Raw genomic sequence first — 14,455 nt, 5'->3', positions numbered from 1 at the left:
ATGACATACGAAGTAAAATCTCTTAATGAAGAATGTGGTGTTTTTGGTATCTGGGGGCACCCAGATGCTGCCAAGTTGACCTACTTTGGACTCCATAGTCTTCAGCACCGTGGTCAGGAGGGGGCGGGAATCCTCTCCAATGACCATGGACAATTGAAGCGTCATCGTGATATGGGGCTTTTATCAGAAGTCTTCAAAAATCCTGCTAATTTGGATAAATTGACAGGGACTGGAGCGATTGGACACGTGCGGTATGCGACTGCGGGAGAAGCTTCTGTAGACAATATCCAACCTTTCCTCTTCCGCTTTCATGACATGCAGTTTGGTTTGGCTCATAATGGGAATCTGACCAATGCAGAATCGCTCAAGCAAGAATTGGAACAAAGAGGGGCAATCTTTAGCTCGACTTCTGATTCAGAAATCTTGGCTCACTTGATTCGCCGTAGCCACAATCCAAGCCTGATGGGTAAAATTAAGGAAGCGCTCAGTCTTGTTAAAGGTGGTTTTGCTTATCTCTTGATGTTTGAAGATAAGTTAATTGCAGCCCTTGATCCAAACGGTTTTCGTCCTCTATCAATCGGGAAAATGGCCAATGGAGCAGTTGTGGTTTCATCTGAAACCTGTGCTTTCGAAGTAATCGGTGCTGAGTGGATTCGCGACGTGAAACCAGGCGAGATTGTTATTATTGATGATAATGGTATCCAGTATGACAGCTATACAAACGATACTCAGCTTGCTATCTGTTCCATGGAGTATATCTACTTTGCCCGTCCCGACTCCAACATCCACGGTGTCAATGTCCATACGGCTCGTAAGAGAATGGGAGCTCAATTGGCACGTGAATTCAAGCATGAAGCCGATATCGTAGTTGGTGTACCAAATTCCTCACTCAGCGCAGCGATGGGATTTGCTGAAGAATCAGGTTTGCCAAATGAAATGGGGCTCATCAAGAACCAATATACGCAACGGACCTTCATCCAACCAACTCAAGAATTGCGCGAGCAAGGAGTTCGTATGAAACTCTCTGCCGTATCTGGTGTCGTTAAAGGCAAACGTGTGGTCATGATTGATGACTCAATTGTACGTGGAACAACATCTCGTCGTATTGTCCAACTTTTGAAAGAAGCGGGGGCGTCAGAAGTGCACGTTGCCATTGGTAGTCCTGCTCTTGCCTATCCATGTTTCTACGGGATTGATATCCAGACACGCCAGGAGTTGATTGCGGCTAATCATACCGTCGAGGAAACTTGCCAAATCATTGGTGCGGATAGCCTGACTTATCTTTCGATTGATGGCTTGATTGACTCTATTGGGATTGAAACAGATGCGCCAAATGGTGGTCTCTGTGTCGCTTATTTTGACGGTGACTACCCAACGCCTCTCTACGACTATGAAGAAGACTATCGTAGAAGTTTGGAAGAAAAAACTTCATTCTATTAGAAAAGGGTTAGTGGTGAAAATAGAAAATAAAATTACTGAATTTCTGCTGTACCTTGAAAAAAATTCGGAAAAAGATTTTTCAAGATGGTTAACGGGAGTTAATATTTTTGAAATTTTAGGGATAACTAGTGCTGAAATTCGTCATAGTCGGGTATTAGCTTGGTTGCTTGATCCCAGAGAAAGTCATAAATTGGAAGATAAGTTTTTCAAAAAAATATTGATGAAAGTGTTTGATAATAATCTATCTTTTGCAACAATTAAACCAACTGAAATAATATTGAAAGATTTCTCAAAAGCAGAAGTATATAGAGAAAGTAAAAATAATATTGATGTTCTGTATACAAATAAAGAACATCGAATAAATTTAGTTATTGAAAATAAAACTTTCACCTCCGACCATGACAATCAGTTGAGAAAATATAGAAAATTTATTGAAAATTCTTATGCTGGTTATCGTAATATATATATTTATCTGACACCAAATGGAGATGCACCGATAGATGCTGATGTTGAGGAAAGGCAATTTTGGAGTTTACTTTCATATCAAGATATTTCAGATATACTAGAAGAATTGTATGTGGATGAGATTGATAATGAGAAAGTTTCTTACATCCTTAAAGAGTACAATGATAATATTAGGAGAAATATTTTGAATGATATAGAGTTGAAAGAGTTAAGTGCTGAAATTTATTTTAAATATAAAGAAGTTTTAGATCTTATTTTTGAAAACAGACCTGATACGCAGATGCTTCGTGAAAAATTAGTCGGTGTTTTAAATTATCTAAATGAACAGGGAAATTTAATTTTCGATGAAAAATATTGTTCAAAAACTTTTTTACGTTTTAGAACAAGACGGTTAGATAATTTTATTGACAATGTTGTTAAAGAGGAAAATACAGAATGGTCTACTGGTTCAGCCTATTTTTATGAGATAACATATAGTAATTTTCAGACAGATGTTTATTTATCAATATCTAAAAAAAATTTAACAGACATACAGTCTCGGAAATTTAAACTTTTGACATTTGACAAATATAGTAAATATGGTTTTAATACTTCTAATAAATTTCTAAATTTTGATGCTTCAGATGAAAACTTGTTGTTATCTGAAGCAACTCAAACACTCATTGACTTTCTATTAGAAAATCTTCAACAAATAGATGAATTTGAAAAGGTATTTATTGAAACTTGGAATGAAAAGGAAAAGGAGAAAGATTATGTCTAAAAATGCATACGCTCAATCTGGTGTGGACGTTGAAGCGGGTTATGAAGTTGTAGAACGTATCAAAAAACACGTGGCACGTACGGAACGTGCAGGTGTTATGGGAGCTCTCGGTGGCTTCGGTGGTATGTTCGACCTTTCAAAAACAGGTGTCAAAGAGCCCGTTTTGATCTCAGGTACAGATGGTGTTGGTACTAAACTCATGCTGGCTATTAAGTACGACAAGCACGATACCATCGGACAAGACTGTGTGGCCATGTGCGTCAACGATATCATCGCTGCAGGTGCGGAGCCTCTATACTTCCTCGACTACGTCGCAACTGGTAAAAATGAACCAGCTAAATTGGAACAAGTCGTTGCAGGTGTTGCAGAAGGTTGTGTACAAGCCGGTGCGGCCCTTATCGGTGGGGAAACTGCTGAAATGCCTGGTATGTATGGTGAAGATGACTATGATTTGGCTGGGTTTGCTGTCGGTGTTGCAGAAAAATCTCAAATCATCGACGGTTCAAAAGTAGCTGAAGGGGATGTGATTTTGGGACTTGCTTCAAGCGGAATCCATTCAAATGGTTACTCACTTGTGCGTCGTGTCTTTGCGGACTATACAGGTGAAGAAGTCCTCCCAGAATTGGAAGGCAAAAAACTTAAAGACGTTCTTTTGGAACCAACTCGTATCTACGTCAAAGCAACATTGCCACTCATCAAAAAAGAATTGGTTAACGGGATTGCCCACATCACAGGTGGTGGGTTCATCGAAAATGTACCACGTATGTTCGCTGATGACTTGGCTGCTGAAATTGATGAAAGCAAGGTTCCGGTCCTTCCAATTTTCAAAGCCCTTGAAAAATATGGTCAAATCAAACACGAAGAAATGTTTGAAATCTTCAACATGGGTATTGGTCTCATGCTTGCGGTGAAACCAGAAAATGTGGAACGTGTCAAAGAACTTCTTGACGAACCAGTTTATGAAATCGGTCGGATTGTCAAGAAGACAGATACAAGTGTGGTGATAAAATAATGGCTAAAAAAATTGCTGTTTTTGCTTCTGGAAATGGTTCAAACTTTCAGGTGATTGCGGAACAATTTCCAGTAGAATTTGTCTTTTCAGATCACCGGGATGCCTACGTTCTAGAACGTGCTGAAAAGCTAGGGGTTTTATCTTATGCCTTTGAACTCAAGGAGTTTGAGAGCAAGGCAGACTATGAAGGAGCCATCGTCGAACTCTTAGATGAGCACCAGATTGACTTGGTTTGTCTCGCAGGCTATATGAAAATCGTTGGTCCAACCTTGTTAGCGGCTTATGAAGGTCGCATCATCAATATTCACCCAGCTTATCTCCCTGAATTTCCAGGCGCTCATGGTATTGAGGATGCTTGGAATGCAGGTGTTGCTGAGAGCGGTGTGACCATTCACTGGGTGGACTCTGGTGTTGATACCGGTAAGGTTATCAAACAAGTCCGTGTGCCACGCCTTGAAGGTGATACCCTTGATACTTTCGAAACTCGCATCCACGAAACAGAGTACAAACTTTATCCAGAAGTCTTGGAACATTTGGGAGTGGAGAGGAAGAAATGATTATGGACCAATACTATATGGAGTTAAAGAATAAGTTATCTAACAGACCAATTCTACTGGATAATACTAATGATTTTCTTTTTGTTTTAGTAAATACAGTGAAAGCTATGATAGAAAATACTGATAAAAGTCAGCTTTCAGAGTTAGATAAAATTTTAGACGGTGTCACAAGTCAAGAATTAAAACTTACCTATGATTTTTGTCAAGGGAAATTCGGTCAAGCAGGTTTTTCTTATCGTAGGCACCCGAATTATTTTTATTTGTCCAGTTTAATTGCGACTTTTCCAGAATTTGAGTTGTCTAAAGAAGACCGAGATTACCTCAAAGGAATCATAAATTTTGATAACTACCTTTTATATGAGTTAGATTAGTCTTTAATCACCTCAAAATCCTATTTATTCAAAAGGAGAAAAAATGATTAATCTGAAATTAGTAGATGAGAGCAGTTTTCAGGCAGTGCTGGATTTGAAAATATCTGATGCTGATGAACGAGCGCGTTTTGTAGCTCCCAATGTGCGTTCTTTAGCTGACGCATGGCTCTACCGAGAGAATGGGGATGTGTTTCCAATGGCAATCTATTGGAATGAGCTAGTAGTTGGTTTTCTACTGTTGGAAATAGATAAGGATGAGGCAGAATATTTTATCTGGCGGATAATGATTGGCCAGCAGTACCAAGGAAAAGGTTATGGACGAAAAGCCTTGCAAGTTCTGATCAAAGAGGCTCAGATGGATAGAGGTTGCAATCATATTATAGCAGATTATGTAGTTGGAAATGAAAAAATGAAGTACCTGTTGACTAGTCTGGGTTTTCAGGAAACAGGATTTATAGAAGAAAATAACGAAGTCGCTATGCGCTTGGATCTAAAGAAAGAGGAATAGAATGACGAAAAAGGCCTTAATCAGTGTTTCAGATAAAGCGGGCATTGTTGAATTTGCCCAAGAACTCAAAAAACTCGGTTGGGACATCATCTCAACTGGGGGCACTAAAGTTGCCCTTGATAATGCTGGGGTGGAGACTATTGCTATCGACGATGTGACTGGTTTTCCAGAGATGATGGACGGTCGTGTGAAGACCCTCCACCCAAATATCCACGGAGGGCTTCTTGCTCGTCGTGACTTGGATAGTCACCTAGAGGCTGCTAAGGACAACAAGATTGAGTTGATCGATCTTGTTGTGGTCAACCTTTACCCATTCAAGGAAACCATTCTTAAACCAGATGTGACCTACGCTAACGCGGTGGAGAACATCGATATCGGTGGGCCATCTATGCTTCGTTCAGCAGCTAAAAACCACGCTAGCGTAACAGTTTTGGTAGATCCTGCTGACTATGCTGTTGTTCTTGACGAATTGGCAGCAAACGGCGAAACCTCTTATGAAACTCGTCAACGGTTGGCATCCAAAGTATTTCGTCACACAGCGGCTTATGACGCCTTGATTGCAGAATACTTCACAGCTCAAGTGGGGGAAGCAAAACCTGAAAAACTCACTCTAACTTATGACCTTAAACAACCAATGCGTTACGGTGAAAACCCTCAACAAGACGCAGACTTCTACCAAAAAGCCTTGCCAACGGATTACTCGATTGCATCAGCGAAACAGCTCAACGGTAAGGAATTGTCCTTTAACAATATCCGCGATGCTGATGCTGCTATCCGTATTATCCGCGATTTCAAAGAACGTCCAACGGTTGTAGCTCTCAAACACATGAACCCATGTGGGATTGGTCAAGCTGATGACATCGAGACTGCTTGGGACTACGCTTATGAGTCTGACCCAGTGTCTATTTTTGGTGGAATTGTCGTTCTCAACCGTGAGGTGGATGCTGCGACAGCTCAAAAAATGCATGGTGTCTTCCTTGAAATCATCATTGCACCAAGCTATACGGATGAAGCGCTAGCTATTTTGACCAACAAAAAGAAAAACTTGCGAATCCTGGAGTTGCCATTTGACGCTCAAGATGCTAGTGAAGTGGAAGCGGAATACACAGGTGTTGTCGGTGGACTCCTCGTTCAAAACCAAGACGTGATCAAAGAAAGCCCAGCTGACTGGCAAGTGGTGACTAAACGCCAACCAACGGAGACAGAGGCGACTGCCCTTGAGTTTGCTTGGAAAGCTATCAAGTATGTCAAATCAAATGGAATCATTGTGACTAATGACCACATGACACTTGGTGTTGGCCCTGGTCAAACCAATCGTGTGGCTTCCGTCCGTATTGCTATTGATCAAGCAAAAGACCGTCTTGACGGCGCTGTCCTTGCTTCAGATGCTTTCTTCCCATTTGCGGATAATGTGGAAGAAATCGCAAAAGCAGGCATCAAGGCCATCATCCAGCCTGGTGGATCCGTCCGTGACCAAGAGTCTATTGAAGCGGCTGATAAATATGGCTTGACTATGGTCTTTACAGGAGTCAGACATTTTAGACATTAAGAAAATAAAAGGGAAGATTTCATAATGAATAAAAAAATAAAAATTTTTGTGTTGATAATTTTATTATTAGCAATAAGCTTATTAGCGTGGAAATTTAGTGTATTTAGTCAGATATCACAGGAATTTAATAATATTAATCTTTCTTTAGTGATTAGTTCATTAGCATTTGCATTAAGTGTATTGCTGGGGTATTTGCAATGGATAAACGGGAGAAAAAGTGATCATAGAGCTCCTCTATCATTATCATGGGAAATCGAAGGCTATCGAGAAGCGAAAGTTTCTGTGAGTGGTTTGAAGAAAAAACTAAAACTTCCTCAATTAAGAGTATTTGTAAATTCAGGTTCTATTCAAAGGGACTATATGATTATTCCATATCCATATCTAGATAATGTTTCTTACGATAACAAAAAAGAGTATCCTTATTTTGAAACAGTTGAGGCTATTCATATTCATTTAAATAATAAAATTAATGGTTTAAAACCTTCCAGTATTCAAAAGAAAGTGATTATAGGGCCAAATAGTCTAAGAGCAAATGCTCCAGAAAGGGACGCAGCTTTTGTGTTTATTTTGTTTTTAGGAGTCGATGGTTCTTATCATTTGCTTATGCTAATTTACAAAAATTTGTCAAAATCGGAAGCTACTTTAGAAATTTTAGATGGGGTTGATTGTTTAACGTATCAAGAAGTAAATAATGGTTACTATATAGAGCAATACAAAAAATGTAGGAAATACTTAAAAGAAAATGATATTCGTATTAATCATTAGGTATTTTTGAGTAGAAGTTATTAATTGAGTGTGTGCTCAAATCTAGATTAAATTAGTATTTTTGAGGAAATGAATTATGAAGCTGTTAGTTGTTGGATCGGGTGGTCGTGAACATGCGATTGCTAAGAAGTTGCTTGAGTCAAAAGACGTTGAAAAAGTCTTTGTGGCTCCTGGGAATGACGGGATGACCTTAGATGGTCTGGAATTGGTAAATATCTCTATTTCCGAACATTCTAAGCTGATTGACTTCGCAAAAGCAAATGACATTGCTTGGACCTTTATCGGTCCAGATGATGCCCTTGCAGCTGGTATTGTGGATGATTTCAATGCAGCTGGTCTCAAAGCCTTTGGTCCGAAAAAGGCTGCGGCTGAGCTGGAGTGGTCTAAGGATTTCGCCAAGGAAATCATGGTCAAATACGATGTTCCGACAGCAGCCTATGGCACATTTTCAGATTTCGAGGAAGCCAAGGCCTACATCGAGGGAAAAGGCGCTCCAATCGTTGTCAAGGCAGACGGTTTGGCCCTTGGGAAAGGTGTCGTCGTTGCGGAGACAGTTGAGCAAGCCGTCGAAGCTGCTCACGAGATGCTTTTGGACAATAAATTCGGTGATTCAGGTGCGCGTGTGGTCATCGAGGAATTCCTTGACGGGGAAGAGTTCTCTCTCTTTGCCTTTGTCAATGGGGAAAAGTTCTACATCATGCCAACGGCTCAGGACCACAAACGTGCTTATGATGGCGACAAGGGTCCTAACACTGGTGGGATGGGTGCCTATGCGCCAGTTCCTCACTTGCCACAGAGCGTGGTTGATACGGCGGTTGAGACTATTGTCAAGCCAGTTCTTGAAGGGATGATCAAAGAAGGTCGTCCGTATCTTGGTGTCCTTTACGCGGGGCTTATCTTGACAGTAGACGGACCTAAGGTTATCGAGTTCAACGCTCGTTTTGGAGATCCTGAAACTCAGATTATCCTGCCTCGTTTGACATCTGACTTTGCGCAAAATATCACTGACATTTTGGATAGCAAAGAGCCAGCCATCACTTGGATGGACAAGGGTGTGACACTTGGTGTGGTTGTAGCCTCAAACGGCTATCCACTCGCTTATGAGAAGGGTGTCAAGCTTCCAGCTAAGACAGAAGGTGACATCATCACCTACTATGCTGGAGCGAAATTCGCTGAAAATGGTCAAGACCTCCTCTCAAACGGAGGACGTGTCTACATGCTAGTCACAACAGCAGATACCGTCAAAGACGGCCAAAACATTATCTACAAGGAACTCAACAAACAAAACACAGAAGGCCTCTTCTACCGAACTGATATAGGAAGCAAGGCTATTAAGTAAAGATATAAGAATAACGCGACGAAGTCGCCAAATACGATAATGGTCACCGTGGTGAAAAGACCAGAACAGTGAATGTTCTGGTCGGGGAAAACTTTGAGACCCTAGGCTCAAAGTTTAGGAATGAAACCTAAGGTTTGCTTCTGTCCCTCACAACCTAAGGTGATTGTTGAAAGGAAGAAAAAGGAGAAGAAATGAAACCAGCAATTTCCATCATCATGGGCTCAAAATCCGACTGGGCAACCATGCAAAAAGCGGCTGAAGTCCTCGATAACTTCGGCGTTGCTTATGAAAAGAAAGTTGTTTCCGCACACCGTACACCGGACCTCATGTTCAAACATGCCGAAGAAGCACGTAGTCGTGGCATTAAGATCATCATCGCAGGTGCAGGTGGTGCAGCTCACTTGCCAGGGATGGTCGCTGCTAAGACTACACTTCCAGTCATTGGTGTGCCCGTCAAATCTCGTGCCCTTAGCGGTGTGGATTCACTCTATTCTATCGTTCAGATGCCAGGTGGGGTACCAGTCGCAACCATGGCGATCGGTGAAGCAGGTGCGACTAACGCAGCCCTTTTTGCCCTCCGTCTTCTTTCAGTAGAGGACCAGGCTATTGCGACAGCGTTAGCAGATTTCGCTGAAGAACAAGGAAAAATTGCAGAGGAGTCTACAAATGAGCTCAACTAAAACCATTGGCATCATCGGTGGTGGCCAGCTCGGTCAGATGATGGCGATCTCAGCTGTCTACATGGGATACAAGGTTATCGCCTTGGACCCAGCAGCTGATTGTCCAGCCTCCCGTGTGGCAGAAATCATCGTGGCCCCTTATGACGATGTGGATGCCCTTCGTCAGTTGGCAGATCGCTGTGATGTTCTCACTTATGAATTTGAAAATGTCGATGCTGATGGTTTGGATGCCGTTATCAAAGAAGGCCAGCTTCCACAAGGAACAGACCTACTCCGCATTTCCCAAAATCGCATTTTTGAGAAGGACTTTCTTTCCAACAAGGCCCAAGTCACTGTGGCTCCTTACAAGGTCGTGACCTCAAGCCAAGATTTGGCAGATATCGATTTCTCGAAAAATTATGTCCTCAAGACGGCGACCGGTGGTTACGACGGCCATGGTCAAAAGGTTATTCGTTCAGAAGCAGACCTGGAAGAAGCCTATGTGCTGGCTGATTCTGCAGACTGCGTCTTGGAAGAATTCGTCAACTTTGATCTTGAGATTTCTGTCATCGTGTCTGGGAATGGCAAGGACGTGACAGTCTTCCCAGTTCAGGAAAATATCCACCGCAACAACATTCTTTCAAAAACCATTGTGCCTGCTCGCATTTCAGAAAGTCTAGCTGAAAAAGCCAAAGCCATGGCAGTGCGAATCGCAGAACAGCTTAACTTGTCTGGAACTCTTTGCGTGGAAATGTTTGCGACGGCTGATGACATCATTGTCAACGAAATCGCGCCGCGACCGCACAATTCAGGACATTATTCGATTGAAGCCTGCGACTTCTCCCAGTTTGACACGCACATCTTGGGTGTTCTCGGAGCACCATTGCCAGCCATCAAACTTCATGCCCCTGCTGTCATGCTCAATGTTCTCGGCCAACACGTCGAGGCTGCTGAAACATATGTGACAGAAAATCCAAGCGCTCACCTCCACTTATATGGTAAACTAGAAGCAAAGCACAACCGCAAAATGGGACATGTGACCTTGTTTAGTGATGAACCGGATAAGGTTGAAGAGTTTGGGGAGTAAGACAGGACCCCAGTTATAAGGTCCGTCGTCTTACCCCTACCCCTGCAAGGTTGACTAGGCTTGTCGCAGGCGAAAATCGACAAGAGAAGCCAGACAACCACTGCTGGAAAGGGATTGATTTTTAGGTGATTAGAAATATAATAACAAAATGTTTATCGAAATTTAAAAGTGAGGAAACAATGGTAACGATAGGGAAGCCCATAAATTCTCTAGAAGAATATACAGTATTTATTAATGAAATTTCAACAAAAACTCAAGATGGACAAAAAAAGACGATATTTTTTAGGGGAGAAAGCGAGTGTTATCCTAAAAGACTACCAGGAATTTTTAGATCTGAGAAAAAAAACAACAAGCTAGAGGCGGAAAAACCAATGTTTAGGACGTTGGTGGAAGATGGGACTAAGGATTATTATTTTGAAATTTTTCAGGAATTGGGATGGCCTATAACTTCTTTTGGAACTAAATTATTTGAATGGATTGTTGAAGTTCAACATTATGGCGCAGTTACAAGTATTCTAGATGTTAGTACGAATGCATTAGTCGGTCTATTTTTTGCTTGTAGCGGGAATCACGAAAGTGATGGTAAATTATATGTATATACAACATTAACTGATAATGAAAAATATTATTTTGGACATACGATATCTATAATGACTGCATTGAATTTTATTCCTCGTTCACAAATAGATGAGTTTATAGAGTTCCTAAGGGCTCTTATGTCGGAATTCCCTGAAGAAGTAAGGCCTAGAATTTTTTCACGGAGTTTTACCATTACTGATATTATCCAGAAATTGACAGAGGAGTTTAATAGTGAGACTGTATCAGCTAATATTGAAAAGTTTGGAGAAGACCGGTTTAAAATACCATTTAAGGTTCTTAATATAAAAAATGGGGATAAAACGATAACTGTTTCGGAAGACGAAGCAGAAAATCAAATCGTAAAATTATTAGAGCCATTTTTACAAGATGATCCTTATTTAAGTTATTTAGGCGGACAAGGAAAACAAAATTTAAAGATCGAACATTATCAAAAATATCTATTGTCCAATATAGAAAGGTTGCTCACACCGTTTTTGGAGCAACTAAATCAGAACTCGGGTCGAAATGAAATTTTAAAGTTCCCAGTTGCAATTTTTGAAGATATTCAGAAAAGCTATATTGTAAAGCCAGCAAAGATAAATGAGAGAATAAAACATCAAAGTGGTGCATTTATTATTCCAGGGTATATTTCTTCTAAAGGGATAAGTTTTGAGAATATGCAGGAAAAAATAGATGAATCAATACAACAATCAATTAGGTTAGAGTATGAATTGGTAATTCCAAAAGAAAAAAAACAAGAAATCCTTGAACAATTAAGAATATTTGGAATTGATGAGGGATTTATTTATCCAGATATTGAACATATCTCTAGAGCTATTTCTGATAAATATAAATACTAGAAAGGAACAAGGGTATCGTATCCGCTTAACTGAATACGGGCTACGGACTTGATCAATTTTTATGATTCAACTCATCGTCAACGCATTTGTTGAAAAAGATAAGACTGGAGCAGTCGTCGAAGTCTTGTATGCTAGTAGTGATCACGAAAAGGTGAAAGCTAAGTATGAAGAGCTAGTTGCACAATATCCTGAAAACTATTTAGCTATCTATGATGTCCCACTGGATACGGATTTGAATACACTCGATCACTATCCATCTGTGTGGATTGGGAAAGAAGAATTTGACTAAAGTGATTGCCGCTTGCTAACTGATGTGAAACATCAAAAGAAAGGAAAAATAAACAACATGATTGAAAGATATAGTCGCCCTGAAATGGCGAACATTTGGAGTGAAGAAAATAAATACCGTGCTTGGCTTGAGGTGGAAATCTTGGCTGACGAGGCATGGGCTGAGTTGGGGGAAATCCCTAAGGAAGATGTGGCTTTGATTCGTGAAAAAGCGGACTTTGACATCGACCGTATTTTGGAGATCGAGCAGGAGACTCGTCACGATGTGGTGGCCTTCACACGTGCGGTTTCTGAGACTCTTGGTGAAGAGCGTAAGTGGGTCCACTATGGTTTGACTTCTACCGACGTGGTGGATACTGCCTATGGTTACCTCTACAAACAAGCCAACGACATCATCCGCAAGGATCTTGAAAACTTCACTAACATCATCGCTGACAAGGCTAAGGAGCACAAGTTCACTATCATGATGGGTCGTACCCACGGTGTGCACGCTGAGCCGACAACTTTTGGTCTTAAATTGGCAACTTGGTATAGCGAAATGAAACGCAACATCGAGCGTTTCGAGCATGCGGCTGCTGGTGTTGAGGCTGGTAAAATTTCTGGTGCAGTTGGGAACTTTGCCAATATCCCACCATTCGTTGAAAAATACGTCTGCGACAAATTGGGTATCCGTGCTCAAGAAATCTCTACACAGGTCCTTCCTCGTGACCTTCACGCTGAGTACTTTGCAGTTCTTGCTAGCATCGCAACTTCTATCGAGCGTATGGCGACTGAAATCCGTGGTCTGCAAAAATCTGAACAACGTGAAGTGGAAGAGTTCTTTGCTAAAGGTCAAAAAGGTTCTTCAGCAATGCCTCACAAACGTAACCCTATCGGTTCTGAAAATATGACAGGTCTTGCGCGTGTTATCCGTGGTCACATGATTACGGCCTATGAGAATGTTGCTCTCTGGCACGAGCGTGATATCTCTCACTCGTCTGCTGAGCGTATCATCACACCAGATACGACCATCTTGATTGACTACATGCTCAACCGTTTTGGAAATATTGTTAAGAACTTGACGGTTTTCCCTGAAAACATGATTCGCAACATGAACTCTACATTTGGTCTTATCTTCAGTCAACGTGCGATGCTTACCTTGATTGAAAAAGGCATGACTCGTGAGCAAGCTTACGATCTTGTTCAACCAAAGACTGCCCAATCATGGGATAACCAAGTCGACTTCAAACCACTTCTTGAAGCAGACCCAGAAGTAACTTCACGCCTCACTCAAGAAGAAATCGACGAAATCTTCAACCCAACTTACTACACCAAACGAGTGGATGATATCTTTGACCGCCTCGGACTCGGTGACTAATATGCTGTGATAGATTCACAAGTAAAACAGTACTTATATTCAACACAAAAAAGCGAGACTTAAGTCCCGCTTTTTATCTTATATCAAAAGATTCATCTTTAATCTTTTTTCTTGCTAAGTCCGTAAGCTGTGAGAGCTGACATAAGGCCAGTAGCAATTAACCATTCTGAACCTTGAGTTCCTGTCTCAGGCAGTTTTTTCTCTTTTGCTACAGGAGCTGGACCTTGAGGAAGAGCTTTGTTTTCCTCAGCAGGAACAGTTGCTGGAGCTGGCTCGCTTGGGATTTCTAGTGTTGGTTTTTCTTCGGCGATAGCAGCTTGCCCATGTTCATCACCAACATGAGTGACAGGGTTCCCCACTTCAATCACTTGAGCGACAGGTTCTTGCGCTACGACACTTGTAACCAATGTTCTAACTTCAGTTCCGTCTGCAGCCGTAGTTACAGAATAGAAATGACTACGACGACCGTTTACACCTTCAGTCACGATACGAGATTGTCCTTTAGGTAATTGATTAGTTTCACGAGTGATGGTTGTAAATGGAATTTCTTCATTTTGGATGTCAACTCTTGGTTTGTTTTCAGCAATAGTAGCTTGTCCTTTTTCATCACCAAGGTGAGTGACAGGGTTGCCAACTTCGATCACTTGAGCGACTGGTTCTTGAGCGACAACACTAGTAACCAATGTTTTAACTTCAGATCCATTCGTAGCAGTAGTCACAGAGTAGAAATGGCTACGACGACCGTTTACACCTTCAGTCACGATACGAGATTGTCCTTTAGGTAATTGATTAGTTTCGCGAGTGATGGTTGTGAATGGAATTTCTTCATTTTGGATGTCAACTCTCGGTTTGTTTTCAG

At 41.3% G+C, this 14,455-nt stretch carries 15 protein-coding genes; 14 read left to right on the top strand and 1 reads right to left on the bottom strand.

From position 1 onward, the window contains the following. The 14 genes from purF (at window position 1) to purB (ending at window position 13,596) form a co-directional block, all read left to right on the top strand. Complete coding sequence (gene purF / locus QM887_RS08175; RefSeq protein ID WP_414271236.1) at window positions 1-1,440, top strand: amidophosphoribosyltransferase; 1,440 nt, start codon at window positions 1-3, stop codon at window positions 1,438-1,440. Then, window positions 1,391-2,665, top strand: a complete 1,275-nt coding sequence (locus QM887_RS08170) for a PD-(D/E)XK nuclease family protein (protein WP_414271235.1) — start codon at window positions 1,391-1,393, stop codon at window positions 2,663-2,665. Before purF ends, QM887_RS08170 begins: the two co-directional genes overlap by 50 nt. Beyond that, a complete protein-coding gene (purM, locus tag QM887_RS08165) occupies window positions 2,655-3,677 on the top strand; it encodes a phosphoribosylformylglycinamidine cyclo-ligase (RefSeq protein ID WP_414271264.1) in 1,023 nt (340 codons plus the stop codon). The genes QM887_RS08170 and purM overlap by 11 nt, the downstream gene beginning before the upstream one ends. Continuing rightward, entirely contained in the window at window positions 3,677-4,234 is a 558-nt protein-coding gene (purN, locus tag QM887_RS08160) for a phosphoribosylglycinamide formyltransferase (RefSeq protein ID WP_414271234.1), read from the top strand. The genes purM and purN overlap by 1 nt, the downstream gene beginning before the upstream one ends. A gap of 2 nt (window positions 4,235-4,236) precedes the next feature. Beyond that, on the top strand, window positions 4,237-4,605 hold the full coding sequence (locus QM887_RS08155) for a hypothetical protein (RefSeq protein ID WP_414271233.1): 369 nt from the start codon (window positions 4,237-4,239) through the stop codon (window positions 4,603-4,605). A 43-nt stretch (window positions 4,606-4,648) separates the two neighbouring features. Then, window positions 4,649-5,113: a GNAT family N-acetyltransferase gene (locus QM887_RS08150; protein WP_414271232.1), complete on the top strand. Its 465-nt coding sequence runs from the start codon at window positions 4,649-4,651 to the stop codon at window positions 5,111-5,113. 1 nt (window position 5,114) lies between these two features. Further along, complete coding sequence (gene purH, locus QM887_RS08145) at window positions 5,115-6,662, top strand: bifunctional phosphoribosylaminoimidazolecarboxamide formyltransferase/IMP cyclohydrolase (protein WP_414271231.1); 1,548 nt, start codon at window positions 5,115-5,117, stop codon at window positions 6,660-6,662. 24 nt (window positions 6,663-6,686) lie between these two features. Beyond that, complete coding sequence (locus QM887_RS08140) at window positions 6,687-7,427, top strand: hypothetical protein (RefSeq protein ID WP_414271230.1); 741 nt, start codon at window positions 6,687-6,689, stop codon at window positions 7,425-7,427. 76 nt (window positions 7,428-7,503) lie between these two features. Next, window positions 7,504-8,766 carry a phosphoribosylamine--glycine ligase gene (purD, locus tag QM887_RS08135; RefSeq protein ID WP_414271229.1) on the top strand — a complete coding sequence of 421 codons (1,263 nt, stop codon included), beginning with the start codon at window positions 7,504-7,506 and terminating at the stop codon, window positions 8,764-8,766. 191 nt (window positions 8,767-8,957) lie between these two features. After that, window positions 8,958-9,446, top strand: a complete 489-nt coding sequence (gene purE / locus QM887_RS08130) for a 5-(carboxyamino)imidazole ribonucleotide mutase (protein WP_414271228.1) — start codon at window positions 8,958-8,960, stop codon at window positions 9,444-9,446. Beyond that, entirely contained in the window at window positions 9,433-10,512 is a 1,080-nt protein-coding gene (gene purK / locus QM887_RS08125; protein ID WP_414271227.1) for a 5-(carboxyamino)imidazole ribonucleotide synthase, read from the top strand. The genes purE and purK overlap by 14 nt, the downstream gene beginning before the upstream one ends. 179 nt (window positions 10,513-10,691) lie before the next feature. Continuing rightward, window positions 10,692-11,951, top strand: a complete 1,260-nt coding sequence (locus QM887_RS08120) for an FRG domain-containing protein (RefSeq protein ID WP_414271226.1) — start codon at window positions 10,692-10,694, stop codon at window positions 11,949-11,951. Window positions 11,952-12,012: 61 nt separating this feature from the next. Further along, a complete protein-coding gene (locus QM887_RS08115; RefSeq protein WP_248034507.1) occupies window positions 12,013-12,240 on the top strand; it encodes a phosphoribosylaminoimidazole carboxylase in 228 nt (75 codons plus the stop codon). Window positions 12,241-12,297: 57 nt separating this feature from the next. Then, a complete protein-coding gene (gene purB / locus QM887_RS08110) occupies window positions 12,298-13,596 on the top strand; it encodes an adenylosuccinate lyase (protein WP_248034506.1) in 1,299 nt (432 codons plus the stop codon). A gap of 98 nt (window positions 13,597-13,694) precedes the next feature. Here purB and QM887_RS08105 read toward each other — a convergent pair. Further along, on the bottom strand, window positions 13,695-14,455 hold a 761-nt coding region (locus QM887_RS08105), incomplete at its 5' end, for a G5 domain-containing protein (protein WP_414271225.1).

The organism is Streptococcus infantis (genome assembly GCF_047460875.1).
Classification (GTDB): Bacteria; Bacillota; Bacilli; order Lactobacillales; family Streptococcaceae; genus Streptococcus; species Streptococcus infantis_AA.
The sequence above is the reverse complement of the archived record's forward strand: the minus strand, read 5'-3'. Positions and strand labels throughout refer to the sequence as shown.

Coding starts and splice junctions, on each gene's coding strand:
- QM887_RS08140 (WP_414271230.1), top strand. CDS start 6,687: ATGAATAAAAAAATAAAAATTTTTGTGTTGATAATTTTATTATTAGCA.
- QM887_RS08150 (WP_414271232.1), top strand. CDS start 4,649: ATGATTAATCTGAAATTAGTAGATGAGAGCAGTTTTCAGGCAGTGCTG.
- purF (WP_414271236.1), top strand. CDS start 1: ATGACATACGAAGTAAAATCTCTTAATGAAGAATGTGGTGTTTTTGGT.
- QM887_RS08170 (WP_414271235.1), top strand. CDS start 1,391: ATGAAGAAGACTATCGTAGAAGTTTGGAAGAAAAAACTTCATTCTATT.
- purB (WP_248034506.1), top strand. CDS start 12,298: ATGATTGAAAGATATAGTCGCCCTGAAATGGCGAACATTTGGAGTGAA.
- QM887_RS08115 (WP_248034507.1), top strand. CDS start 12,013: ATGATTCAACTCATCGTCAACGCATTTGTTGAAAAAGATAAGACTGGA.
- purN (WP_414271234.1), top strand. CDS start 3,677: ATGGCTAAAAAAATTGCTGTTTTTGCTTCTGGAAATGGTTCAAACTTT.
- QM887_RS08120 (WP_414271226.1), top strand. CDS start 10,692: ATGGTAACGATAGGGAAGCCCATAAATTCTCTAGAAGAATATACAGTA.
- purE (WP_414271228.1), top strand. CDS start 8,958: ATGAAACCAGCAATTTCCATCATCATGGGCTCAAAATCCGACTGGGCA.
- QM887_RS08155 (WP_414271233.1), top strand. CDS start 4,237: ATGGACCAATACTATATGGAGTTAAAGAATAAGTTATCTAACAGACCA.
- purD (WP_414271229.1), top strand. CDS start 7,504: ATGAAGCTGTTAGTTGTTGGATCGGGTGGTCGTGAACATGCGATTGCT.
- purK (WP_414271227.1), top strand. CDS start 9,433: ATGAGCTCAACTAAAACCATTGGCATCATCGGTGGTGGCCAGCTCGGT.
- purH (WP_414271231.1), top strand. CDS start 5,115: ATGACGAAAAAGGCCTTAATCAGTGTTTCAGATAAAGCGGGCATTGTT.